Origin of the sequence: Neptuniibacter sp. QD37_6 (genome assembly GCF_047778085.1) — a bacterium.
Lineage (GTDB): Bacteria > Pseudomonadota > Gammaproteobacteria > Pseudomonadales > Balneatricaceae > Neptuniibacter.
This window is the reverse complement of record NZ_CP180550.1, coordinates 999673-1025762: the sequence shown is the minus strand read 5'-3', so window position 1 is coordinate 1025762 and position 26090 is coordinate 999673. Positions and strand designations below refer to the sequence as shown.

Here is a 26090-nt window from a genome sequence, read left to right as displayed (position 1 = left end):
ATGTTCAAAAAGTTAAATTTCTATGGTTAATACCATCAAATATGATCGTGAACAGGTGATTCAAAAGGCTACACATCTGTTTTGGGAAAAAGGATTCCATGCTACTTCAATGCGTAATATCCAAGAGTGTATAGACATGCGCCCCGGTAGTATTTACGCATGCTTTGGTAGTAAGGAAGGGCTATTTAAAGAAACTCTAAATTACTATACCGATGCAATGCTGAAGCGACTGGAAAGCTTCGAAGAGGCACAATCATCCCCCCTGTTGGCTCTAAAAGAGTTCATTTTTAAGTCTGCGCTCGATAACAATCAAAACCGTCCGAATGAGATGTGTATGCTGGTAAAAACCATCTCAGAGCTCAGCACCGAAAATAAAGAGTCCCTAGAGGAAGCACGGAGATTGATGAAGGTAATGGAAAATGCATTTGCGCGCTTACTAGACCAAGCTAAGCAGCAAGGTGAGTTAGAAACTCAACAAGATGCTAACCGCCTTGCTCGGTTCTTACAAATGCAACTGATCGGAATTCGCTCTTACTCAAGAGCTAATAATCAAGCTGAGATTAAAGGCCTGATAGAAGATGCATTTAGTTGTTTAAACTGAATACTATATCTTAAAAAAAGCCCCTTGGTTTCAATAACCAAGGGGCTTTTTTAAGTATAGATAAGTCCTTACTTCCGACTTAGATGCTAGCTGCTACCATTTTTCTAAAATCTGGTGATTTAACTAACTTCCCGATTAGATTTTGTACAGCGGGAAAATAAGCTTCAGCGGTCTGTTTGCATGCTGTATCTGCGATAAAGCCACTTTCAAACTGATACTCTTCAGAAACAAAGGTAGATTCACCATTTGATGAAGTTACTCGCAAATCAATATTCCAAGTGCCTCCAGTCAATCCTCGAGAAGAAGAAAAACTTAACTTTTCCAAAACCCCAGTCAAAACAACTTCAGGATTTTCTGGATCATACATACCAGCTACTTTCAATTCATCAGCTAATGCCTTTTGAATATAAGCCTCAAAGCTCATACCGTCCGGCGGTGCAATCGGTCCTGCCGCTCTACACGCATTATTAAATTCAGCTGCCCCCTGAAAAGCACCCACGTGAATATTTCCAGCCTCAATTGCTTTCAACGCCACATTATTATCTGCTGAGATACTATACCTCTGAGGGGTATAGGTTGAACACGCAGACATAGTTACACATAACAAGGCAATTAATGGGGCTTTATAGTTCATTTTACTTCCTTATATATTTTGAATCGAATAACATTTCCCTAAATGTATTACTTCAATACATTGGTAGATTAATCTATTTTGAACAGGGGAAACATACCCTGCAGAGAGCTTAAATGAAATACTTATTTTCAATATCACATAACTACAAAACCCACTGATAAATCAGTAAATCTTAAATAATTAGTAGCTGAACTGATTAACGTTTAACCCCTTTCACTAAACGCTAACTTCATACCTAGCAGAGCAAAACTGCCGGCAAAAATCTTTTGCATCATCTGGCTAATTTTTTCAGACCCCACAACAAATTCGCTAAAGCGCCCTGCTAAAAAGCCATAAATCACAAACACCGCAAAAGTCATCAGCATAAAGATAAGACCCAAGACAAACATGTTCATCAATGGCGAGCCAACTTCAGGCGAGACAAATTGTGGTAAAAAGGCGAGAAAGAAGATCGATAACTTAGGATTTAAGATATTGATTAAAAAGCCTTTCATAGCAATAACACTATATTTAGCTTCTTTATCTTTATGATCTAATGCAAGAGAGGACGATGAGCACCACATCGACCATGCCAAATACAAAAGATAGGCAACACCAACAAATTTAACAATCTGAAAGACCATAGCGCTGGCATGGAAAATCGCAGCTAATCCTAAAATACTTGCTAAAAGCGATGGCACAATACCGATCGTACAACCTAACGCCGCAAACAAGCTTGCGCGTTTACCTATAAATAACCCGGTAGCCACAGTGTATAAAACACCTGTTCCGGGAATAAGTACTACGATAAGAGAGGTGATCAAAAACTCGAGTGAGATCATTTAGCAACACCGATTAAGTATGTTTAGCTTGGTCAGGATCATACGCGCTAAAAGCAATCAAACGCAATTGAACGCTATACATCACGAATCTCGAATTTTACTTTTCAATTCTTTACACATTATTACATTGTTAACTGAAAACAGATCTTTAGAATAGGCTTTCCCTACTTCTAAAGACTAAGATCGGACTTCCTATGTTTAAGAAAAATTATCTGGCTGTAATGATGCTTTGTGTGGCTGCTTTTCAAGTCAACGCTCAGGGTATGCCTGCTGAGGTAGTGACAGTCAAAACTCAAACACTGGATAAGAAGATCTCTGCCATTGGTACTCTCCAAGCCAATGAATCTATTATGCTTCGTCCAGAACAAGGCGGTCGTATAGAAAAAATTCTTTTTAAAGAAGGTCAGCAAGTAGAGCAAGGAACCCCGCTATTTAAGCTAGATAGCTCCATTTATGTGGCTGAGCTAAAAGAGGCACAAGCACGTGTCCAATTAAGCCGAACAGATTATGACCGTGCTCGAAGCTTGTTGAAGAAGAAAGTCGGCTCTGTACAAGAACGTGACAGCAGCTTGGCCCAGCTTCGTGTTGACCAAGCTCAGGAGGCCTTAGCTCAAGCACGTTTAGATAAGATGACCTTAAACGCTCCCTTTACCGGTTTTACAGGCTTACGTTTGGTAAGCCCTGGCGATTATGTCAATCAGGGTGAAGACCTAGTAGAGCTTACTGATTTAAGCACAATGAAGTTAGATTTCCGTGTGCCTGAGATTTATCTATCCGAGCTACAGCCGGGCCGTCAACTTAACATCAAAGTTGATGCGTTACCGGGCGAACAAATCGCTGGTGAGGTATACGCTGTGTCTCCAAGCTCTGACAGCAGCGCCCACAACATTCAGGTGCGTGCGCAAATTCCAAATACTGAAGGCAAATTGCGCCCAGGCCTTTTTGCACAAGTAGACCTACTAGTTGACCAACAAACAACTGTAGTTATTCCAGAACAAGCGATCATTCCTAAAGATGGCGGCTTTTTCGTGATGACAGTTCAAGAAGGTAAAGTAGCAATGGCCCCAGTTACTTTGGGACAACGCCGTCCGGGTATTGTACAAATCATCTCAGGCCTTAAAGAAGGTTCGGTTTTGATTACTGCGGGACAAATTAAACTGTTCCCAGGCATGCCTGTAACACCGATCTTTACCGATGGCACACAGCCAGCTAAGGCTGAACCAGCCCAAGAAGAAGCACAGCCTCAGAAAGGTAAAACTGAAGGACAGGATAAATAATTATGATTCTGTCTGAAATCAGTATTAAACGCCCCGTATTAGCGACGGTAATGAGCATACTAGTCCTACTGGTAGGCCTACTTGCTTATGATCGGTTAACCGTTCGAGAGTACCCAAAAATCGATCTACCGGTGATTACAGTTGAAACCACCTACCCCGGCGCAAGTGCATCGATTATCGAAACCCAGGTTACTCAGATCATAGAAGATTCCCTCTCTGGTATTGAGGGTATCGACTTTATGAACTCGATTAGCCGAACAGAAAATTCACAGATCAGTATCACGTTCAAAATAGATCGTGATCCTGATTCTGCAGCAGCAGATGTTCGAGATAGAGTCAGTCGCGTTATCGGCCAACTACCGGATGATGTGGATCCACCGGTAGTTGCGAAAACAGAAGCTGATGCGCAACCTATTATCTGGCTCGCATTCAACTCTGATCGCCATAACATCATGGAAGTATCCGATATCGCTGACCAACAGGTCAAAGATCAGCTACAAACCGTCTCTGGTGTGGCCAACGTTATTATCTTTGGTGAACGTAAATATGCGATGCGTATCTGGCTTAACCCTGCACGTATGGCTGCGTTAAAGGTTATTCCTAAAGATATTGAGGAAACGCTAAGTCGCCAGAACATTGAGATTCCGGCTGGACGAATTGAAAGTAAAGAGCGTGAATTTACACTACTTGCCAGAACTGACGTTAACGATATAGAAGCCTTTAAACAACTCATTATTCGCAATGAAGAAGGCTATCCAGTTCGTATTCAAGATGTAGCAAGGGTTGAAATCGCACCAGAGAACGTTAGACGTATCACACGTTATAAAGGTGAGAGCGCGGTTGCATTGGGTGTAGTAAAACAATCCACAGCTAACCCGCTAGATGTATCTTCTGGTATTCGTGACAAATTAGACAAGCTACGCCCGACATTACCTGAAGGCATGAATGTTGAGGTGGCTTATGACTCTTCGGTCTTTATCGATGAGTCAATTCAATCGGTATATACCACGCTGATCCAAGCAGGCATTTTGGTTGTGCTAGTGCTGTTTTTCTTCCTTCGTAATATCCGAGCCACACTGATTCCGGTCGTTACTATCCCACTCTCGTTGGTAGGTGCATTTGCGATGATGTACTGGATGGATTTCAGTATTAACACCTTGACCTTACTCGCACTGGTCTTAGCGATCGGTTTGGTTGTGGATGATGCCATCGTAATGCTAGAAAACATCTATCGACACGTAGAAGCGGGAGAGAGCCCAATACAAGCTGCATTTAAAGGTGCGAAAGAGATTGGATTTGCTGTATTAGCAACAACAGTAGTGCTAGTCGCAGTATTCGCGCCAGTTGCTTTTTCCGAAGGCCGAACAGGCAAGCTCTTTACCGAATTTGCTCTGACCCTTGCAGGTGCTGTAGTCGTTTCAACCTTTGTGGCTTTGACTTTATCACCAATGATGGCTTCACGACTGCTTAAACATGAAACTCGACACAGTGCTATTTTTAATCTGATTGAAAGCTTCCTTCAGGGAATCACTAATCGCTACCAGGCGTTACTGAATAAACTGCTTAGCTCTCGGCTACTTGCGATCATCATTATGGTGGCAAGTTTTGGTGGCGCAGCTTACTTTTATACTCAGCTGCCTCAAGAACTGGCACCCTATGAAGATAGAGGTACGATTCTAAACTTTGCTATCGCTCCAGATGGCTCATCCGTCGATTATATTGATCGTTATACACGCCAAATCGAAGCTACTATCAGCCAAACCCCAGAAACAGTCCGTTACTTTGCGGTGGTCGGATTCCCGTCTGAAACTAATGCCATGGTGTTCCAAGGCTTAGAACGTTGGGAAGATCGTGATCGTAAACAGCAAGCAATTGGCCAAGAACAAACGCCGAAGCTATACGGCGGTATCCCAGGGATTATGAGTTTCTCTCTTAATTTACCGTCTCTAGGTCAGAGCTTTATCTCGCGTCCTGTAGAGTTCATTGTTAAGACCAATGGCACTTATGATGACCTGAAAGTGATCACCGATCAGCTAATGGCAAAGATTTATAGCAACAAAGGCTTTGCCCAACCGGATTCCGACCTCAAGCTGAATAAGCCGGAATTCCAGATCGATGTGAAACGCGATAAGTTATCCGAAATGTCTGTTGATGTCGCTGATCTAGGTAGAACCCTAGAAAGTTACATGGCTGGCCGAGAGGTCACTCGCTTTAAACGTGCCGGTGAGCAATATGAAGTTATTGTAAAAGTTGATGATCAGCAGCGCCGTGATCCAAGCGACTTAACCGATCTATACATGCGCAATCAAAACGGTGAGATGGTTCAGTTCTCCAACCTTGTTGAACTACGTGAAACCGTTGCGCCACGTGAACTCAACCACTTCGATAAAGTAAAGGCGGTTAAAATACAAACTCAGCTCGCTCCAGGCTATAGTCTGGGTGAAGCGCTCAACTTCCTTGAACAAGGCCTGCAAGAGATCGCGCCGCAAGCAACCTACGATTACACAGGGCCTTCCCGTGAGTTCAAACAGTCTAGCAGTAGTATGCAAGTGACGTTTGTGCTGGCATTGATTGTCGTATTCCTAGTGCTGGCAGCTCAGTTCGAAAGCTTTAAAAACCCAATGATTATTATGCTATCGGTTCCACCTGCCGTGTTTGGTGCGCTATTCGCGCTACATTTCAGTGGTGGCTCTCTCAGCGTATACAGTCAGATTGGTTTGATTACCCTTGTTGGACTGGTAACCAAACATGGTATTCTGATCGTAGAGTTTGCAAATCAGCTTCAAGATCAAGGGCGAGACCTACGCAGCGCAATCATAGAAGCAGCATCTTTGCGTTTACGCCCTATACTGATGACCACGGGCGCAACAGTATTAGGTGCTGTTCCTTTGGCTATAGCTATGGGCGCAGGTGCTGAATCACGTCATCAGATCGGCTGGGTTATTGTTGGCGGTATGACATTCGGAACGTTATTGACCCTTTTTGTCATTCCTACCGTATATAGTTACTTAGGTAAGCGAACTTTCAAGGAAGTTCAGCCAGAACAAGTTTAAGGATATTTAAGTTTATGAATATAAAGCAGCTTTTTCAGGTTTCATGCCTTTCTCTAGCTGTCAGCAGCGTTTCTGCAGGTGAATTAGTAGATATCTACCAACTCGCTTTGGCTAATGATCCACAGTTAAAAGCAGCGCAAGCTTCATTTAACGCTGGCAAAGAGATCGAAATCCAAAATCGTTCTAGCTTGTTGCCGAATGTGAACTTGAGCGCCAACACAACAACAATTGATTCTGATACAGCAGATTATAATAACCATGGCTATACCCTATCCCTAAGCCAACCGGTATTTAATGCTGCGGCTTGGTTTACCTTTAAACAAGGCCAAGTGATCTCTGAACAAGCTGCACTGCAGTTTGAACTGGAACAGCAAACCCTGATCAACCGTACCGTAGAAGCTTACCTTGGCGTGCTAAGGGCGAAAAGTGATCTACAAACATCTGAAGCCCAAGAGCGCGCAATCAAACGCCGCTTAGATCAAGTCAATGCTCAATATGATGTCGGCCTAATCGCCAATACCGATGTACAAGAAGCGCAGGCTTCATACGACAATGCTCGCGTGGCGCGTATTGCCGCTGAAGGTGATTTGGAAAATAGTTACGAAGCCTTAGAGCGCTTAACAGGCCAAGGGTTTGATACCGTTGGTCAACTGTCTGAAAAGTACCCAATTGAAGAACCGGTTCCTGTACAAGCCCAACCTTGGTTAGAAAAAGCTTGGCAAGGCAACTTGGCGCTTCAACTTGCAGATCGCTCATCTGAAGCAGCACGCCAAGCAGCAAAGGCAGGTCGTGCTGGTCACTACCCAACACTAAACCTGACTGCTAGTTATGATTACGATAATGGCACTGCTATCAGTGACAACAGTACCGATACATCTTCAATCGGTTTAACTCTGTCAGTGCCAATCTATTCCGGCGGCTCAGTTAGCTCGCGTAGTCGCGAACTAGAACAGCGCTTAATTGAAAACCAGTTTAACCGTGAAGATACACTTCGCGAGGTGACTCAGACGACTCGTAGCCTATTACGTAATCTCCGTACCGGTGCTTTAAGTGTTCAAGCGCTTAATCAAAGTATTAAATCGAGTAAAACAGCGTTAGAAGCCACTGAAGAGGGTTACAAAGTAGGTACGCGTAATGTGGTAGATGTACTGCAAGCGGAGCAACAGCTTTATGCTGCTCAACGCGATTACGCTAATGCACGTTTCGACTTTGTACAGAACCTCATCACCTTCAAGCAGCAGTTAGGCACTCTAAATCCTGAAGATATAAACGAACTCGATAGCTGGTTGCAGTAAGCAGCTATGACAATAACGGGTGCTTAGGCACCCGTTATTCGTTAAGACGATGTATGGGTAAATGAATATTTAATCTATTCATTATTTATAGATATAGTTAGTTATATTCATCAAAAAGCTGCTATCTAATTAAAGCGCATCTAATTTAATCCGATTTGTACTTAGGATTAACGTTTCTCAAAGGAGCTTGTTTTGAAACAGATCATTTTAGCCACTCTTCTAACTGCTTTGGCTGCCACTTCACTAACCGCAAATGCCAACGAGAAACCTTTACCTGCCGTATTAGTACACAAGGTACAGACATCGGATTTAACCCCCACCTTTAAACTGGTTGGCCGTATTGAGGCAACACAGCGGGTTAACCTATTGGCGCGTGTATCTGGCTTTCTAGAAGATCGCCTTTTTACTGAAGGTCGTGATGTCGAAGCCGATCAAGTGTTGTTTAAAGTAGAAAAAGCAAACTATGAAATCGCGCTGAAACAAGCAGAAGCCGATCTCGCCTCTGCTAGAGCGGGATTAAAAAATGCACAAACCAATCTCAATCGAGTAAGCCAGCTGCGCAAACGTAAGGCGGCTTCACAATCCCAGTTCGACCAGGCTGTAGCAGATCGCGACCAATCCCACGCACAAGTTTTAAAAGCAGAAGCAGGATTAAAGAAAGCAGAATTAAACCTAAGTTATACCGAGATTAAAGCTCCGTTTAGTGGTCGTATCGGTAAAGCGAACTTTTCAGTGGGCGACTTGATCAGCCCTGAAAGTGGTGTGCTAGCTACAGTAGTTAAAATCGATGAGGTCTATGTCGAAATGGCAGTCAGTGAAAAGCTGATGCTAGACGCGCGCCGTAAAGGAATCGACTTAGATAATCCTCCCGTTGCACCTCGTCTAATATTGTCCGATGGCAGCGTGTACGAACAACAAGGTCAGTTCGATTTCATCTCCCCCGAGGTTGATCCAAATACTGACACAATCACACTACGAGCGAGCTTCGAAAACCCTAAATACCTGTTATTACCAGGCGAGTTCGTGCACGTCGAAATCAAAAGGAAACGACCAGAAATAGGTATTCAAATCCCACAATCTGCCGTGCAACGTGACCGTGATGGTTATTTTGTACTCGAAGTAGATCAACAAGATAAAGTAACCGTTACTCGCGTAGAAATGGGACCGCAAGTAGAAGGTCGATGGCAAGTACTTAATGGCCTTGATGAAGGTGATTTAATTATCACCGAAGGTTTACAAAAGGTTAAACCTGGCATTCAAGTTAATGCGGTAGTGGAGTAAGCCATGTTCTCGATCTTCTTTATTAATCGGCCTAAGTTTGCTCTGGTCATCTCTATTGTGCTGATGATTGCCGGTGCTTTGGCGATCTACGGTCTCCCCGTCGCTCAGTTCCCTGATATCACGCCGCCAAAGGTACAGGTAAAAGCGAAATACCCTGGCGCTAACGCTGAAGTAGTGGAGCAAGCAGTAGCTACCCCCATAGAAGCCCAAGTCAATGGGGTGGACAATATGCTGTATATGTCTTCCACCTCAGCCAACGACGGTAGTTATACGCTAGATATCACGTTTGCTGTAGGTACAGACCCAGACCAAGCGGCAATTAATGTACAAAACCGTGTGGCTTTAGCTGAAGCATCACTGCCTCAAGAAGTGGTTCGACAAGGGGTAACTACTAAGAAACAAGCAACTAACATGTTGCTGGTAATTAACCTCTATTCTCCTGAAAACACATACGAAGAGTTGTTCTTAAGTAACTACGCCACGCTATATGTACAAGATGCTTTGGCGCGAATTAATGGTGTTGGCTCTGCGTCGCAATTTAGCCCGATGGATTACGGCATGCGAGTGTGGTTAGACCCTAACCGCCTTAAGGCGCTAGGACTTTCGCCTAAAGACGTCAGCAACGCAATCTCTCAACAAAATATCCAAGCGTCCGTAGGTATTATTGGTCAACCACCGCTTACGCAAAATCAACAGTTCCAATACAACCTACGTGCTAAAGGCCGCTTAGAATCAGTAGAAGAGTTTGAGAATATTATCCTTCGCACGGGCGAAAACGGCGCTTCTGTTCGTCTACGTGATGTGGCAAGGGTAGAGCTAGGTTCACAAAGCTACAGCGCCTCTTCAATTATGAATGGCAACCCAGCAGCGACTGTTGCGATCTATCAAAGCCCAGGTGCGAACGCACTTGAAGTTGCTGATAATGTCTATGCTGAGCTTGAACGTCTCAGTGAGCGTTTCCCTGATGATATGGAATACGCCATTCTGTATGACACCACGCTTTCAGTAAAAGCATCACTACAAGAGGTGGTAGAAACCCTATTTATTACCTTTGGTTTGGTCGTACTTGTTACCTTCCTATTCCTTGCAGATTGGCGTGCTACTCTGATTCCATCAGCTACCATTCCAGTATCTTTGATCGCAACCTTTGCCGTGCTTTCGGTACTTGGCTTTAGCATCAATACCATCTCTCTATTTGCCCTAATCTTGGCAATCGGCATTGTGGTAGATGATGCAATCGTTGTCGTTGAAAACGTCAAACGTCATATGCAAGAAGGCTTGTCAGCCAAAGAAGCAACCACTGTCTCGATGAAAGAAGTTATCGGACCAGTGATCGCGACAACCCTAGTACTGTTAGCAGTATTTGTACCTGTTGCCTTCATGCCAGGTATTACCGGTAAATTGTATACCGAGTTTGCGGTTACTATCTCTGTAGCAGTGTGCTTCTCATCACTAAATGCCTTGACACTCTCCCCTGCGCTTTGCTCGCTGCTTCTAAAACCAGCTACTGAACCGACCGGAGTATTTAAAAAGTTCAATCAGCTAATCGACTGGACACGTCGAGGCTATGTAAAGAAAGTTAACTTTCTAAATAAACGCCTAGTGTTAAGCATGGGTCTGATGGCTGCTATGGGTGGTGGTGTCTACCACATGTTCAGCACCACGCCTACGGGCTTCCTTCCTTATGAAGATAATGGTGCCTTCTTTGTTAACGTCCAGCTACCTGATGGAGCCTCACTTAACCGTACCGACGAAATAGTGGCGCAGATCGACAAAATACTTGAGGAACAGCCAGGCGTAGAAAACCGTATCGGCATTAAAGGCTTTAGTATCTTAGGTGGTGCAGCACCAAATGCTGCGCTAGCAATTCCAGTGCTTTCCCACTGGGATGAACGTACTGCACCGGAAATGGCCTGGTACAAAATTCTAAGAGAACTCAATCAGAAGTTAGCAGCGATCCCTGGTGCCAACATTATGGCCTTCCCTACACCGCCAATTCCAGGCTTGGGGAACGCAGCAGGCCTAGAAGCAATCCTATTAGATCTGAAAAATGGCTCACCTCAAGACCTTGCTCGCGCGACAAATTCACTCATATTCGCAGCAAATCAGAAGGCTGAGTTTGCCCGCGTTTACTCCACCTATTCTGCAAATGTTCCGCAATTGGAATTAATTGTAGATAGAGACAAAGCGCTCTCCTTAGGTGTTTCGATGAGTGACCTGTTCGGGACTTTACAATCTCAACTTGGAACTCAGTATGTTAACGATTTCAATATCTTCGGCCGCAACTACCGCGTTATGCTGCAGGCAGATTCTGAATTTAGAGACAACATCGATGATCTAAACAGCCTAAATGTTAAAAGCAATCAAGGCCATTTAGTCCCAATCAGTGCACTTGTCGAAGTCAAACCGGTGCTTGGTCCACAATCATTAACTCGTTATAACCAATCACGCTCTGCAGCTATAACAGCTACACTTGCTCCAAGTATAGCGACGGGTGATGGTATCCAGCTTATGGAACAGCTCGCTAAAGATACTTTGCCTGATGGTTACGTCCTAGAATGGACAGGTAGTACTCAGCAAGAGCAAGAAGCAGGCGGTTTTGTCATTATTATCATTTCGCTGGCTATTCTATTCGCTTACCTATTCCTCGTAGCACAATATGAAAGCTGGACCATTCCTGTAGCAGTCATGTTATCTATTACTGTCGCAATTTTTGGCGCGATTCTGCCACTTTGGCTGATTCCGGGTTTAACCAACAATCTATATGCCCAGATTGGTATGGTTATGCTAATTGGCCTCGCTAGTAAATCAGCCATTCTAATTGTGGAATTTGCTAAGCAATTGCGTGAAGAAGGCAAAGGAATTATTGAAGCAGCTAATGAAGCGGCAAACCTGCGTTATCGTGCTGTCCTAATGACTGGATTCTCTTTCATCCTAGGTGTAATGCCTTTGCTAACGGCTTCTGGCGCAGGCGCAGCAAGTCGTATATCGATTGGTTTTGTTGTGTTTGGCGGTATGCTTCTAGCGACAGTGATCGGCATATTCTTTATTCCTGCCCTATTCGTAGCGATGCAGACACTACGTGAAAAAGTTAAAGGAAAATCTGCATCAGACAATGCCCAATCAGGAAGTTCTTTATGATGAAAATTTTAATCGCGGGCTTTGCAGCTCTACTTCTAGCTGGCTGCCAATCCAAGCTATCAATGCCTGAAGGGGCTCTAGTCTGCGAAGAACCTAGACCTCAGATGTGCACGATGGATTACACACCTGCTTGCGGTCATCACGCTGATGGCACAGTTAAAACCTATTCCAACAGCTGTTCTGCTTGTGCAAAAGCTGAAGTCAGCTTTGTTGTAGCCGGTGAATGTAAAGAATAAGAAAAACATAATTAGCCGAGTAAGCCCCGCTTACTCGGTCAAGCCCTCTATTCACACCTAAATCCCGAATAAATTAATATCAACCAGACTGTTAGATGTTATTCACAATATGACTGACGAAAGGACATGGTACATAGAGGATCAGGCTTTAGATTCTTTTTTTATCTGATTGGCTTCAGCGCTATCTTTCTGGCGTTTATTTATACTTCCGTTTTTTCCTATCAACAATATGCTAATTTACGCGCCGAATTAACCACTGCCAACAGCAACAATGACGTACAGCTACGCGCCGCTATGGCAATGCGCGCAGCAGTCCGAGAAAGAGCTATTCTTCTCTGGCAAATGACATTACTTGAAACTCCTGAAGAAAGAAAAAAACTCTTCAATACGTTTTATAGTCAGGGTAGTGAATATCACAAATCACGTTTAACCCTATTAAACACTGAGCTAGATCCTCCCGAACAGAACATAATTGCCAAGCTAGATAAACAAACCGCAAACCGATTCCCAGAATTACGAACTTTCACAGAACTACTCACTAATAATCGCTTTCAAGACTTTCGCCTAGAACTAAGTAAAGTACTAAAAGACAAAACAACTATTGCCGGCCTCCTGGACCAATTTATCACGTTGCAACAAGCGCAGAATGAAGAGGTTTGGCAAGATTCTTCTCACAAAATGGACGAGGTATTGTCTGAACTGATAACCAGAATGGTATTGATAATATTGGGAGGGTTTATGTTTGCCTTATATGTCATGGTTACAACCTCTAAGCAGAACAAATTGATTAGGATTGCCAATCAAGAGCTTCACCACCTCGCCTGCCACGATAACCTAACTGGACTTCCTAATCGGAGATTTTTACTTCACCAGCTTGAGATTGTGCTCGCAGCAGCAAAACGTAAACAACATAAGGCAGCCATTATATTTATTGATGTTGATGACTTTAAACCGATTAATGACACCTACGGTCATGATATCGGCGATCAATGCCTTCAAAATATTTCAAATCGCATTTCCGAAGTCATTAGAGGTTCAGACATGTTAGGCCGTTTAGGAGGGGATGAGTTTTTACTTATTTTGTCTGAAATTGACTCCTCAACCCAAGCCATAGCTGTAATTCAAAAGCTCTTAGAAATAATTAACAAGGAGCTAATAGTCGATGGACAAATAACTCACATCTCTGCAAGCATCGGTCTATATATCTACGCTTTAGAAGACATAAATGCAGAGGAAGCTATAACCTTGGCAGATAAAGCAATGTATCAAGCCAAGAAAATGGGCAAAAATCAGTTTTACATTATTTAGTAATCAACATTACACCTTACGAAAGAATGAACACTTCTGGGCTATATTGATACCCCACTCAGAACTGCTAAAATTGCGGGCCTGATTCTTAAGGTGGCCATCATGTCTGATATCTCTTCACTATCTCAACTTCTTCGCCAGAGTGGCGGTCAGGTCCGTTTCTTTGATATGGGCCGTCGTGTACAAAAACTCTCAACCGAGCAATTTGAGAAGATAGAGAACCAACAGACACCTTATCCTTATCCATATCTTCAACACGCATGGATAGCGTTGATGATCTGGAATCCAAAAAATAAAGAACAAGGCGCAGCGTGGTTTCTTAAGTTACCTTTGGATGAGCAAGGCTTTTTAATTCAAGCGGTCCGGGATGACCTTCTCAGCCGTTTACTTAAAAATGCCGGCGGTATCCTACAACATGAAAAAACAGGTGAAATGCCAGAGGATGCTTTGAAAAACAATCCTTTCTCATTCAAACCTGATCAGGAAAAAATGGCTCTGTTCCATGCCTATTCTACGCTAGCCTCAAGCGAACCTGCTTCACAATACTATGAACATGCAGAACAGTATTTTGCAGGTCAAATCGGTTTTGATAACTGGCAATCTCTAGGTTATCAAGGTATCGCTGATCTGGTTGTGCGCCTTGAGAAAAGTAATAACAGCAAACTGTTAACTAAAGCCATTCCGCTTCTACCCGATGTGCCATTCGAAGTGCTATGTACCTGCATAGAAAGCATCGAGCCGGACCACCAGCTATTTGAAGCCCTGAGCTTACGTGCCGAACAAACCTTAGAACGTGGAACAGCTAGCGCAAATCACATTGCAGCCATTACCCGTGGCATCTCAAATGCGCGCAATACACCTAGAAAACAAGAGACCATCAATAAGATCTTGCAGAGTGATTATGCCTTAGAAGCAGAAGTGATTGTCTCGATTGCAACTCGCTGCCATGAGGCACTTCAAGAACCAGCAACACTGCACTTATTTTTAGAAAAGCTCGCAATAGGTAAAGCAGGCCAAGCAGGCTTCTCTCGCGTATTGTCCGACCTGATGTTTATGCCAGCACTACGTGCACTTATCCTAATGCAATTCCGTAACGAAGACCGTAGCGAAACCTTGAGCCAAGCTATTGGCGAAATGTTCGGCACCAACTTCAAGTAACTATTCTACGGCTGAAACTGTCTGCATGAATCAAAGACGTTTCGGCCCTTCTCCTTTTCGGTAGTTTTCTTTATTTTTCATAAAGCTACCAACAAATCAGACTACAGAGTCTGATTTCCTTTCTATACTGAACTTACGACTACTTTAGACAATGCTCAAAGGTGTTCTTATTAACCTTCTCTAGAGTGGTATTAGAAGCACTTGATAGTCTATGACTAGACATACATGACTTTTGGACATAAGAATTGGAACTGAAAAACACTATTTTTACTTAGCTCTAACACTTTAATATTTCTAAAATAATTCTTATATCCGTATAATCGTTAAGGCTAATATAATATAGGCTTCTTTTCGAAGTTTACCCCTATAGCATCCAGGTAGTGAGAGAAAATTAGTATTCATGGAAACCTCTAGTTTTACTGGCCTAATTAACAACGTTGCCCTACTCCTCGCAATGGGGATCGTCTACGACTCACTTGGTCTACAAAACATTCGACACCAATTACTTCGTGACAGCGTTTCTGGAGTATTAGTCGGGCTGCTTGCTATGGCAGTCATGCTAACCCCTTGGGAGTTAACACCCGGTGTTTTCTTCGATGCCCGATGGGTACTAATCAGTTTATGCGGACTTTTCTTTGGTATTGTCCCAACCTGCATAGCTGTTGTAATGGCAGTAAGTCTGCGTATTTTTCAGGGCGGTGCTGGAATGTATGTAGGCTCTGCAGTAATCATATTGCCCGCCGGAATTGGATTAATCTGGCGTTACCTCAGTGAGAAATATGAGCAACCGCTCAACTGGTGGCGACTATACTTACTCGGCCTTTCAGTGCAAATAGTCGTACTAGGGCTCATGCTGTTTATGCCCGCAGACCTACGCTTCAAGATTATTGCTGCTATCGCCCCTACGCTTCTTTCCTTTTACCCTATTGGTACGATGTTACTTGGCCTGATTTTGCGCAGGCAGCAAGATAGGCGAGAAGCTGAACGGGAAGTTCTGATTAGTAGACAAAACCTAAACCGCGAGCGTGGCCTTCTTAAAGGCTTAATTGATGCTTTACCCGACCATATTTTTATCAAAGATACCCATGGAAATTACCTTGGATGTAATACTGCATTCCAAAAATTTACTGGCAAAAGTGAAGCGGAAATTACTGGCAGAACGGACTACGAATTATTTGTAGAAGCTCAAGCAGTTAAGAACGAACAGGAAGAAAAGAGCGTAATAAAGCATCTTTCTTCTGATAGCCAAGAACAATGGAGTGATGATCAGTCAGGTAAACCGATATTATTAAATACCCTTAAAATGCCCTTTTGGGATACGGATGGCCAACTACAAGGGTTAGTGGGTATTAGCCGAGACATCACGGAAGAGCGTAAAGCTCAAGAACATATTCTGACCTTATCTCAAGCTATTGAACAAAGCCCTGTATCTGTTGTTATCACTTCACTGGATGGTGAAATTGAGTACGTAAACTCGACCTTTGAGAAAGTAACTGGGTACAAAAAGGAAGAGGTTCTTGGTCAGAATTCTAGAATTTTAAAATCAGGGCGCACACCGATCGGTCGCTACGCTGAATTATGGCAGCACCTTATTCATGGAAAAGCATGGCGTGGAGAATTCCAAAACCAACGTAAAAACGGTGAAATTTTCTGGGAACAAGCGCACATTGCGCCTGTATACGATTCTGAAGGACAAATTAAGCACTATTTAGCTGTAAAACAGGATATTACCCAGCAGAAAGCACAAGAAGAAAAAATCCTCCACCAAGCACATTTTGATAGCCTAACAAACCTTCCAAACCGTTTTCTATCCCTAAACCGTCTAGAAACCATGTTACTGGAGGCAAAGCGTAATAAACACGCGGTCGCTGTATTATTCCTAGATATGGACGACTTCAAAAAGGTCAATGACACCCTCGGGCATGCCACTGGTGATAAGATCCTTGTAGAAGCGGCTAAGCGACTAGAACAATCAGTAAGAGACGCCGATACTGTTGGTCGCTTAGGTGGGGATGAATTTATTGTATTACTCAATCATCTTGATAATGCAGAACAAGCACAACCCATAGCACAAAACCTCGTATCCCAATTCCGCAAGGCACTGCATGTGGATGGCCGAGAGATTATGCTAACGATGAGTGTTGGCATATCAGTTTACCCAAGTGATGGTAAAAGTCCTGCTGAACTCCTTCGAAATGCTGACTCAGCGATGTATCACTCCAAAGCGCAAGGGCGAAATAGCTACCATTATTTTACTGAAGAGATGAATATTGGTGCTGAACGCCGTTTGCTATTGGAAGAACAGTTACATAATGCCCTTGATCGTAAGGAACTACATGTTCTTTATCAGCCAGTAATCGACCTGAAAACGCAAAACATTATTGGCGCAGAGGCATTGTTACGTTGGAACTCTCCAATGTTAGGTAGTATCCCGCCTTCTGAATTTATTCCTGTTGCAGAAAACACTGGCTTAATTGTTAATATTGGCAAGTTTGTTCTGAAGGAAGCGATGCATCAAAGTAGCAACTGGATCAGAACCCTACTTCCTGAATTCAAGATCGCCATTAACTTGTCACCGCGCCAGTTTCGAGATCCACAACTGATCGAGTACATAACTGAAGAAATGACAACTAATCAAATTCTTGGCTCTAATTTGGAATTAGAAATCACTGAAGGCGTCTTGATGGCGCAACATGCAGATATTGATGAGGCTATAGCCAAACTTAATGGGCAAGGTGTCAGCATATCCATGGATGATTTTGGTACTGGTTACTCCTCATTGAGTTACTTGAGAAGTTACCCGTTCGATACGCTGAAAATCGATCGCAGTTTTATCAATGATATCTCTATCGACCCTGCAGATTTAGAGTTGGTTTACGCCACCATCGATATGGCTCACGGCCTTGGGTTGAAAGTTATCGCTGAAGGAGTAGAAACCCAAGAGCAGATGAACCTGCTCCAGAAAAAAAGCTGCGATATGGCTCAAGGTTACTACTTCAGTAAACCGGTCACACCTGATGTATTTGAAACCATGCTAACTAAGCAGGTTAAACAAACCTGTAGCTAGTGATCATTACGCAGGCTGCAATTTTGATTGCGCCTGCTGAAAAACCTTCCCCACTAGAACAATCACAAGTGAACCAATCAAAACAGGTGTTACCAGAAAGGCCCACCCCTGGCTGGATAGCATAATCAAGATAGGATTTGCTCCCGCAGGTGGATGTGTTGTTTTACTCACCAACATTGCACTTACACCTAAGCCAGTTGCAATGGCCAAGGTTAATGGGCTCACTTCAAAATACTGACTAAAGAAAACACCAATGAATGCAGTCAACAGATGCCCAAAGATCACATTTTTAGGCTGAGCTAAAGGGCTATTCGGTACTCCAAAAACTAATACAGCTGTGGCCCCAAATGGCGCCATTAAAAACGCAATATCTTTAAATGAGGTTTCAATTAAGGCTAGCAAGCCAATAGCTATAGCAGCTCCTAACCCAGCCATTATGGATGTGGTAATTTGCTTCATATAACCCTCTTAGATGTGTGAGCTTTTCCACCAAAGAAGTGGCAAGTAGTTCAGCCACTTCCTCTTTAATTAGTACCTATAAATTAAGCCTATAAAGTACGCTCCAATTCAGTATTTTGACGATTAATAAGAAACCTGTTCGAAACATGATCTACGGAAAGCACACCGCCACCGTAAATAATGATCTGAGCTAGCACTAAACCCCAAATATAATGTAGATACAGTGCTGCGGGAGCAATTTCTACCAAACTAATTACAGCCACTACATTCACAAAAAATAGACCTACTGCTGAGAAACGCGTCAAAACACCCGTAAGTAGTAAAACAGGTAAAATTAGCTCTCCCAAAGTGCCCAAATAAGCAGCCAATTCAAAGGGTAAAAATGGAACTTGGTACTCCTCCTCAAATAAGAATAGTGTTGTATCCCAATCCTGAATTTTGGTCAGGCCAGCATTAAAAAACACCTGTGCGACATAGAAACGCGCAACCAACGAAACAAGGTCATGGGTTTTAGCCAATTTACCTTCACCCTCTAAATAACCTTTATAAAATTTACTAACGATAGAAATCATCTCTAAAACCTCTCATAAATCCCTAATGACTGGATCTCGGCTTACTTAATAGCAACAAGCCACTGCTGATTAATTGCCTGCTCAATCCAACTCACAAAATCAATTTCTTGATGCTGACCTAATAAGCGCTCAACACTCATGCCAGCCAAAACATCCCTAAACCATGCGTATTCATGAGCGGTTAACGTTTGAATACGCGCGCGATAATCCTGTTGAAATACCATGTAATAGTGAGGAGCAGTATTCCCCACCAACAAGCGATATAACTCTCCCTCATCAACCTCCTCATCTGGAACCTGATGTAAACCCCATAGTTCATACACCGGAAAATGACTTTCCATGATCTGTAAGGTCGGCGACAGGTGGAGCGAAACACTGCCTAAATCACTTTCAGTTAGATTTGAAAGTGTCTCTACCTCTAATTGGGCGACTTTTCCTCTGGCAGCCTGATGAACAAACCACTCCAAACGAGCCACTTCTGACAGATAAGCATGATCATCAGCTAGAGAACTTTCTGAGATGAGCGCAGGTAACATCCCGCCCCAATCAGCCCAATCGCCTGAGTTAGGTAGCTCTTTTTTTAGTAACTGATTGGTAAAGGCAACAATGGTTTCGTTACTCACCATTTGCTCTAAAACCGGATACTTTAAAGAGATCGCTCTTGCTGCAGTCATTAAAAGATTATTCTGATAAATCTTCAGACCCTGACTGATTCGATCAGTGACTGTATCGCTCTCATCATTCGAAAAAATCAACGTCATCAATGCAGCTTGACGACGAACCAACAATGTTGAATCAGACAGCATAAGAGAGCCTCCCAATGTCATAATGAACCTCCGTGGAGATAGATCTCGCTTTTGAAGCTTGATCAAGTAATGTGCTCCAAGTAGGTAAATTGTTGTCCCACTCAATTAAGGTCGTTACAGCTCCAAACAACGCGACAGCATCGCGATACAACAACCAACATTCAGGTGATACCGGTTGGCTATGATCATCAATGACCAACTCACCCTCTTTAACCTTCGTAAAACCCGCTAAATGAATTTCACCTACCGCGCTAGAGGGGATTTCTCGCAACCACTTTCGCGCGACCGTTAAAGGCTTTTGATCACTGAAGTTACGAGCATTTACCAGCAAGTTATTAAGATCTACCAGCAATCCACACCCAGTTTTATCCACCAGCTCTGATAAAAACTCAGTTTCGCTCATATCCGAAAAGTTAAATTCCACATATGCAGACAAGTTCTCAACTAAAATCTGACGCCCCAATAACTTCTGGACCTGATTCACGTTATCAACCATCACCTGCAAACTCTGTTGAGTAAATTCAAGAGGCAGAAGATCGCCAGCGTGCACAGAATTTCCATTGATATTGCTCCAAGTGAAGCAAGCGTGGTCAGAGATCAATATGGGGTTAATCTGCTGTGACAGTTGCTTTAAACGTTGCAGATAATCTCCGTTGATACCCACGGCAGAACCTAAGCCCATGGATGTCGAATGCAGACTGATTGGATATTGCAGGGCAATATCATTCAACAGCTCAGGTAACATTCCACCTTCGGCAAAAAAGTTCTCCGCATGTACCTCCACAAAATCAATGGAAGATGTCCCTAGCAACGCCTCCTTATAATGAGGGTGGCGCAACCCGACTCCAATCTTTGATAAACCTTGTTCATCACTTGTATTAGCTGTGCTTAAACTGGACATCTTCTCTCTCCTGATTAAACGTTATGAGTTCTGCTGAGCTTCCTGATAACGCTTCTTAGCTTCAGCTTTCAGTAGCCCACCCATATCTTTACAAGTACCTTTCGCGACTAACTTCCACTCACCTGGGTCGTTATCCACTTTGGATTGGCCCGCACAAGAGTGTGTACCTGCCAAGTTGCCACAATCGTTCTGTCCAGCTAGTGCAACGCCGTAGCATTTCTCTTTACCGCCAGCATGAGCTGCAGGTACAGTCGCGATAGAAGTCAAAGCAACGGCTAAGGCTGCTGTAGCAATACGCTGTTTATTATCCATTTCACTTCTCCAGTTCTTTCTGAATTGATAAATGCTGTGCAACCCACTCATCAAGTTGCTTTAATGGCACCGATCCGACTTGCTGATCCAACGCCTTGTCTTTTGCCAAGAGTACTAACGTGGGAACCGCTCTAATCGCGAATTTCGCAGCTAACTCCTGCTGCTGATCTACATCCACTTTTAAAACTTTAAGTTCACCGGCATATCGCTCTGCCAAACTATTAACGACAGGAATCATCTGTTGGCAGGGACCGCACCATTTAGCGCTGAACCAGATCAGCGCTAAAGGTTGCGAGTACTCATGTCCATTTTCGGAAAACGTAAGTCTCGACTCAGGCATAAGAATTAGTCTTCAGCGTTTGCTGCAGCTACAGATAGATCTTCAATACCCGCCCAAATACGATCAGCTGTTTTCAGGTGACCTGGTACATCTGTAAGCCATTTTTTCTGAACGTCTTTGTTCAAGTTCAGATACAATTTGCCGTTTTCGATATGGAATGCTTGTGGATCAACGTCTAGCTTTTTGTTTAGAGCCACACCCATCGCGCAGTAACCGCCATATTGAGGTGCGTATTTATCAGCATTAGCATTAAATAGGTCTCGGTTTTTAGCACTTGAGAAACGATAAATGGCTCCATCATGCGTAGCGGTAAATTTTGCAGAACCCTCAACCGCTTTATCGTTAGTAAAGTAAGCAACAGGGTCATAACCATGAATAGCAACATCGTTAGTGCCAATATTTACAGATGCCGCAAAGCTCATGCTGCTTAGAAGAAGTGCGCCGGCTGCTGTTGCTAATTTCAAAGTCTTTGTAAATTTCATTTCTTTTTCCTCGGTTAATGGTTTAATGAACACTCATACATATTGGTAAATATGTTGCGCTGCTCTTGAGATATAGGTTACGGGGAACTACCAAGGGAAAGGCCGCTCTAAATCCAGCAAAAAGAGCCAATCGTCCAAAAAGGAGGTTTTATGGATATGCTGAGTAAATTACTGCAAAACCTAGAAATCAATGCCGAGGTTTTTTTCAGTGGTAGCCTTTGCGGTATCACAGGCTTTGATGACGACAAGGAATCGGGCTACTTACACTTTCTGGAATCAGGGTCGTTAACACTGACGACTGATGAAGGTCACACCATTGAGTTACATACAGGCGATGTAATTTTTTTCCCGAGCGGAACCAACCACAAACTTACAATAGCTCCATCAGAAGATGCCAAACTGGTTTGTGCTACAGTTAAGCTCCCTCCGGCTCATCAAAAGTTGTTAGCTAACTATCTCCCTAAATTTCTTTGTCTCCATATAGAGGAAGCAGGTTCGATTTCAAACACAGCTCATCAAATTTTTGCAGAAGCATTTGACGAGCGGCATGGCAAACAGTTAATGATCGATCGCTTATGTGATGTATTTATGGTGCAGGTACTTCGCTATGTGATTGATAACGGAACTGTTGAGTTAGGTTTAATTGCAGCCGACTCTCATCCTCTACTCAGCAAGCTGATGCAACAGATCAAAGAGAAGCCTGAATATGAATGGACAGTTGAAGAGATGGCCGAGAACGCAGCAATGTCTCGCTCGAAGTTTGCCGCTCTCTTCAAAGATACAGTAGGCCAAGCGCCTATGGAGTATGTGACCGGGCTAAGAATGGCGTTGGCGAAAGGACTCCTTAAAAATAATCGTCCCGTGGGCTTAGTTGCCAACCAAGTAGGCTACGAAAATGCCTCCTCATTGGCCAAAGTGTTTAAAAAGCACTTTGGTGTGACTCCAAAGCAGTGGGTAAAAAACTATTTAAATCCCAGATAATCAGGCTGGCATACAAGCATCACCTATAATAAATTGGAACTTGTAGTCGCAATTTTGTACTTGAGACGTAATGAACCTTTTAGACATACTCAATCAACAGCCACAAGGCATTGCAGAACTAACCGTAGATGAAGGTCACTACCTGTTCTTCAATCGCAAAGAGTTAGAATTTCGTGGTTTATCTGAAAGTACATTAAAAGACTGCTCCATATTCGACCTGTTTAATAAAGAACAAGCGATACAGCTAAAAGCGCTATTTAAACAGTGCTCTCAAACTGCTACTGACCAACCCTCTTATTTTTACTATCAACGAGACAATCAACATTTCGAGATGCGCTTGGTCAAACATGGGGAAAATATCTTAAGCACTCTTTCTGATGTGACCTCGCAGCAGAAGATGAAAGTTCAGATTGAGCAAGACCAAGAAACAATCAAGTGCCTAGACGATGCTGTTAATGGAGCCAATATTGGTTGTTGGGACTTCTACCCACAAGAAGGCAGAATCATCGCTAATAAAACTTGGGTCACTCAAAAGAGATATAAAGATGAAGAGTTCAGAGAAGATGATGCGCTATTTTCAGAAGTGATCGATGGTCTTGAGCGCTGGTCCTCGATCGTTCACCCCGAAGATCTAGAGCCAACGGTTGAATTAATCGAAAAACACCTTAATGGTGAAACCGAAATTTACGACGCAAAATTCCGTATGATCTGTGGCGATGGGAAGTGGCGCTGGATACATGATGTCGGCCGAGTATTCCTCAGAGATGATGAAGGAAATGCCATTCGTATGAACGGGGTACATATAGATATTACTGAAGCCCGTACCCTAGAAGAAAAAATTGAAAAACTTGCAGTCACCGACGCGTTAACCGATCTGTTTAATCGTCGTAATTTTCAATACTTATCCCAAGCTGTACTTGAACGGGCAAAAAGGCAGAAAACCTACTTTTGCTTACTCATCTTAGACGTCGACCATTTCAAAGCCTATAACGATACTTATGGTCACCTGAAAGGCGATGATGTCCTTAAAAAAATCAGCCAAGCGCTTAAAGATAATATCCGACAAGGAGAGGACTACTGCTTCCGCGTTGGCGGAGAAGAATTTGCTGTTGTATTCACCCAAGAAAGCAAAGAGTCAGCAGATATTTTTGCCAATCGCATTCGACAAGAAATAGAGAAATTAGAGATCCCTCATAAGGAAAACACCGCAGCTCCACATATCACTGTATCCATGGGCTTATCCTGTACACATACGCTCACCGATAAAACCCAAGTCAGCGATCTATACCAACGAGCGGATAAACATTTATATCAAGCTAAAGAAAATGGCCGCAACAGTTTAGTTAGCCAGTCGTATTAGAATCGATAAACAAATTTATTGCTTTACCCTTTCCAACATTTTCTTTCCGGTAATAACAATCATAATCCCACCCAAAACAACTACAGAAGCGATAACTAAGCGCAACGTAATCTCTTCACTAGCAAAGACAACACCACCTACTGCAGCAATCACTGGAACAAGCAACTGAACAACTGCAGCTTGAATAGCTGATAAATAGCCTAAAGCCTGATACCAGATCGCGTAGCCAATACCAGAAGCAAGTGCGCCGGAAAGAATTGCCAACCATATCCCTTCACTAGATAAAGACATATCATTTAAAGTGACTAAAACAAGAATAAGAACAAAGGGCAGTGTACGTAAAAAATTAAAGGTCGTATCCCCAAGAGGATTAATAGAACCTTTGCCCGCTAGCGTGTAAAAACCCCAAGCCACGCCCGCCATCGTCATTAGACCAAAGCCAACAACCGAGGGGGTCGCTAAGCTCGGGAATATCAAATAAACAAACCCTGCAAACGCGACGATGGTTCCTGCCCATTCCATTGCATGAAGTTTATTGCCTTTAAACATATTAATAAGAATGATGGAGATCTGTACTGAGCCAAATAGCACCAAAGCGCCTATTCCTGTCTCTAAGGTGATATAGCCATACGAGAATGTTATAGCGTAAGCAAAAAGATAAAACGCGCCTTTCCAACTACCTTTAGCGGTATTTGTTTTACCTCTGTTCATGAAGCTGAATATAGCTAACAGCATAACAATCCCTGAAAGTAATCGAATTGTTGTGAAACTCGCTGCATCTATAGCCTCATCCCCTAGCGCCAAACGACACAACACAGAATTACCAGCAAAAGCTATCAAAGCGATTGACGTATATAGAAAGACTTTAAGGGCCTTTACATCGTTCTTAATCATAACTTACACATCCAGAACTTAAAGTCAGATCACCATAACATGGAAACTCGCCAAAACTATCTATTTACTTCTTTTGCAAAATTACATCCCAGCATTAAGCTCTGATCTTTGCCCCTTAAGCATGACAAATCAAAAATTTCCACGATCCTCCGAATTAATGCTATAACATAACTCTTTAATATTTAGATCAACTGCTTGAGGAAACTATGACAATAACAAAAGAAGACCTCTTGAGCGCCAGTCCTGAGGACTACATGAATGACAGCCAGTTGGAGTTTTTCAAGGAATATTTAGAGCAGCAAAAACAGGAAACCATTGCACACATTCAAAATGCCCAAGCGCAATTGAATGAACGTCCTGAGATGAATGACGATGCTGACCGCGCTCAATACGAGGAAGAATCTCGTATTTCTCTGCGTATTGTAGACCGCGAAAGTAAATTACTACCTAAATTCGACACTGCCTTAGCCCGCATTCGTAATGGTGAATATGGCTACTGTCTAGAATCAGGCGAAGAAATCGGTATTAAGCGCCTACTACTCCGCCCTACTGCTGAATATTGCGCCGATATCAAAGCGGTTCGTGAATCGAGCGAACGCTTATTTTGCGAATAATAATTCAGATTAACGCCCAATAGCCGCCATTTTTCCTGACGTTAGCTTAAGAAGATCCTCTGCTGACATCTCGATCTCTAGCCCACGGCGGCCTGCGCTTATACAGATCGTTTCAAAGTTGCCTGCACTTTCATCCAAAATAAGTGGTAATCGTTTCTTTTGACCTAATGGGCTGATGCCACCAACAACATAACCCGTGGCGCGTTCTGCATCTTGCGGGTTTGCCATAGTGACTTTCTTCGCTTTTAGGGCTGTAGCAATAGCTTTTAGATCTAACTGACCTGATACAGGCACAACACCGACAGCCAGTTTTTTGTTATCGCCACCAATAGCAACAAGGAGGGTTTTAAATACCTGAGCGGGATCTAAACCCAGCGCTTGTGCAGCTTCTTCGCCATATGATTCAGCACTTGGATCGTGCTCATATTCATGAACTTGATAAGCTACTTTGGCTTTTTTCGCTGCATTAATCGCCGGGGTCATTCTTTATCTACTCA

At 43.1% G+C, this 26090-nt stretch carries 24 protein-coding genes; 13 read left to right on the top strand and 11 right to left on the bottom strand.

What is annotated here, in order from left to right:
- Positions 1–22: 22 nt before the first annotated feature.
- Positions 23–601, top strand: coding sequence for a TetR/AcrR family transcriptional regulator (locus ACMXYO_RS04615; protein WP_415887340.1), 579 nt, complete (start codon positions 23–25; stop codon positions 599–601).
- 79 nt (positions 602–680) lie between these two features.
- Here the strand turns inward: ACMXYO_RS04615 and ACMXYO_RS04610 are convergent, their stop codons facing one another.
- Both ACMXYO_RS04610 and ACMXYO_RS04605 read right to left on the bottom strand, forming a co-directional pair.
- Positions 681–1235 carry a hypothetical protein gene (locus ACMXYO_RS04610; RefSeq protein WP_415887339.1) on the bottom strand — a complete coding sequence of 185 codons (555 nt, stop codon included), beginning with the start codon at positions 1233–1235 and terminating at the stop codon, positions 681–683.
- Between the two features lie 203 nt (positions 1236–1438).
- Complete coding sequence (locus ACMXYO_RS04605; protein WP_415887338.1) at positions 1439–2056, bottom strand: LysE family translocator; 618 nt, start codon at positions 2054–2056, stop codon at positions 1439–1441.
- 194 nt (positions 2057–2250) lie between these two features.
- Here ACMXYO_RS04605 and ACMXYO_RS04600 point away from each other — a divergent pair, with 194 nt between their 5' ends.
- The 9 genes from ACMXYO_RS04600 (at position 2251) to ACMXYO_RS04560 (ending at position 17872) form a co-directional block, all read left to right on the top strand.
- Positions 2251–3333 carry an efflux RND transporter periplasmic adaptor subunit gene (locus ACMXYO_RS04600; RefSeq protein WP_415887337.1) on the top strand — a complete coding sequence of 361 codons (1083 nt, stop codon included), beginning with the start codon at positions 2251–2253 and terminating at the stop codon, positions 3331–3333.
- Between the two features lie 2 nt (positions 3334–3335).
- Positions 3336–6386, top strand: coding sequence for an efflux RND transporter permease subunit (locus ACMXYO_RS04595; RefSeq protein WP_415887336.1), 3051 nt, complete (start codon positions 3336–3338; stop codon positions 6384–6386).
- A 14-nt stretch (positions 6387–6400) separates the two neighbouring features.
- The gene (locus ACMXYO_RS04590; protein ID WP_415887335.1) at positions 6401–7681 is read left to right on the top strand and encodes a TolC family outer membrane protein; all 1281 of its coding nucleotides are present in this window, start codon (positions 6401–6403) and stop codon (positions 7679–7681) included.
- A gap of 192 nt (positions 7682–7873) precedes the next feature.
- Positions 7874–8962: an efflux RND transporter periplasmic adaptor subunit gene (locus ACMXYO_RS04585; protein ID WP_415887334.1), complete on the top strand. Its 1089-nt coding sequence runs from the start codon at positions 7874–7876 to the stop codon at positions 8960–8962.
- A gap of 3 nt (positions 8963–8965) precedes the next feature.
- Positions 8966–12103, top strand: a complete 3138-nt coding sequence (locus ACMXYO_RS04580) for an efflux RND transporter permease subunit (RefSeq protein ID WP_415887333.1) — start codon at positions 8966–8968, stop codon at positions 12101–12103.
- Positions 12100–12339, top strand: a complete 240-nt coding sequence (locus ACMXYO_RS04575; RefSeq protein ID WP_415887332.1) for a hypothetical protein — start codon at positions 12100–12102, stop codon at positions 12337–12339. The genes ACMXYO_RS04580 and ACMXYO_RS04575 overlap by 4 nt, the downstream gene beginning before the upstream one ends.
- Positions 12340–12465: 126 nt before the next feature.
- Positions 12466–13647, top strand: coding sequence for a diguanylate cyclase domain-containing protein (locus ACMXYO_RS04570; RefSeq protein ID WP_415887331.1), 1182 nt, complete (start codon positions 12466–12468; stop codon positions 13645–13647).
- A 102-nt stretch (positions 13648–13749) separates the two neighbouring features.
- A complete protein-coding gene (locus ACMXYO_RS04565) occupies positions 13750–14805 on the top strand; it encodes a DUF3549 family protein (RefSeq protein WP_415887329.1) in 1056 nt (351 codons plus the stop codon).
- Between the two features lie 400 nt (positions 14806–15205).
- The gene (locus ACMXYO_RS04560) at positions 15206–17872 is read left to right on the top strand and encodes an EAL domain-containing protein (RefSeq protein ID WP_415887328.1); all 2667 of its coding nucleotides are present in this window, start codon (positions 15206–15208) and stop codon (positions 17870–17872) included.
- A gap of 6 nt (positions 17873–17878) precedes the next feature.
- Here the strand turns inward: ACMXYO_RS04560 and ACMXYO_RS04555 are convergent, their stop codons facing one another.
- From ACMXYO_RS04555 to ACMXYO_RS04525, 7 genes are all read right to left on the bottom strand, one after another.
- Positions 17879–18331 carry an HPP family protein gene (locus tag ACMXYO_RS04555; protein WP_415887327.1) on the bottom strand — a complete coding sequence of 151 codons (453 nt, stop codon included), beginning with the start codon at positions 18329–18331 and terminating at the stop codon, positions 17879–17881.
- An 89-nt stretch (positions 18332–18420) separates the two neighbouring features.
- Positions 18421–18903, bottom strand: coding sequence for a DoxX family protein (locus ACMXYO_RS04550; RefSeq protein WP_415887325.1), 483 nt, complete (start codon positions 18901–18903; stop codon positions 18421–18423).
- A gap of 41 nt (positions 18904–18944) precedes the next feature.
- On the bottom strand, positions 18945–19709 hold the full coding sequence (locus ACMXYO_RS04545) for a putative DNA-binding domain-containing protein (protein ID WP_415887324.1): 765 nt from the start codon (positions 19707–19709) through the stop codon (positions 18945–18947).
- Positions 19699–20610 carry a DUF692 domain-containing protein gene (locus tag ACMXYO_RS04540; protein WP_415887323.1) on the bottom strand — a complete coding sequence of 304 codons (912 nt, stop codon included), beginning with the start codon at positions 20608–20610 and terminating at the stop codon, positions 19699–19701. Before ACMXYO_RS04540 ends, ACMXYO_RS04545 begins: the two co-directional genes overlap by 11 nt.
- Positions 20611–20631: 21 nt before the next feature.
- Positions 20632–20922, bottom strand: a complete 291-nt coding sequence (locus tag ACMXYO_RS04535; RefSeq protein WP_415881950.1) for a DUF2282 domain-containing protein — start codon at positions 20920–20922, stop codon at positions 20632–20634.
- 1 nt (position 20923) lies between these two features.
- Positions 20924–21262 (bottom strand): thioredoxin family protein, encoded by a 339-nt coding sequence (locus ACMXYO_RS04530; RefSeq protein ID WP_415887322.1) that lies wholly within the window; start codon positions 21260–21262, stop codon positions 20924–20926.
- 5 nt (positions 21263–21267) lie between these two features.
- Positions 21268–21744: a YHS domain-containing (seleno)protein gene (locus tag ACMXYO_RS04525; RefSeq protein ID WP_415887321.1), complete on the bottom strand. Its 477-nt coding sequence runs from the start codon at positions 21742–21744 to the stop codon at positions 21268–21270.
- 150 nt (positions 21745–21894) lie between these two features.
- On the opposite strand from ACMXYO_RS04525, the gene ACMXYO_RS04520 reads away from it, so the two are divergent.
- Both ACMXYO_RS04520 and ACMXYO_RS04515 read left to right on the top strand, forming a co-directional pair.
- Positions 21895–22725, top strand: a complete 831-nt coding sequence (locus ACMXYO_RS04520; protein ID WP_415887320.1) for a cupin domain-containing protein — start codon at positions 21895–21897, stop codon at positions 22723–22725.
- A gap of 70 nt (positions 22726–22795) precedes the next feature.
- A complete protein-coding gene (locus ACMXYO_RS04515; protein WP_415887319.1) occupies positions 22796–24085 on the top strand; it encodes a diguanylate cyclase in 1290 nt (429 codons plus the stop codon).
- Between the two features lie 15 nt (positions 24086–24100).
- On the opposite strand, the gene ACMXYO_RS04510 is transcribed toward ACMXYO_RS04515, so the two are convergent.
- Positions 24101–24979, bottom strand: a complete 879-nt coding sequence (locus tag ACMXYO_RS04510; RefSeq protein ID WP_415887318.1) for a DMT family transporter — start codon at positions 24977–24979, stop codon at positions 24101–24103.
- Positions 24980–25185: 206 nt separating this feature from the next.
- Between ACMXYO_RS04510 and dksA the strand changes: the two genes are divergently transcribed.
- The gene (gene dksA / locus ACMXYO_RS04505) at positions 25186–25593 is read left to right on the top strand and encodes an RNA polymerase-binding protein DksA (RefSeq protein WP_415887317.1); all 408 of its coding nucleotides are present in this window, start codon (positions 25186–25188) and stop codon (positions 25591–25593) included.
- A 9-nt stretch (positions 25594–25602) separates the two neighbouring features.
- Here the strand turns inward: dksA and ybaK are convergent, their stop codons facing one another.
- Positions 25603–26076 (bottom strand): Cys-tRNA(Pro) deacylase, encoded by a 474-nt coding sequence (gene ybaK, locus ACMXYO_RS04500; RefSeq protein WP_415887316.1) that lies wholly within the window; start codon positions 26074–26076, stop codon positions 25603–25605.
- Between the last annotated feature and the right edge of the window lie 14 nt (positions 26077–26090).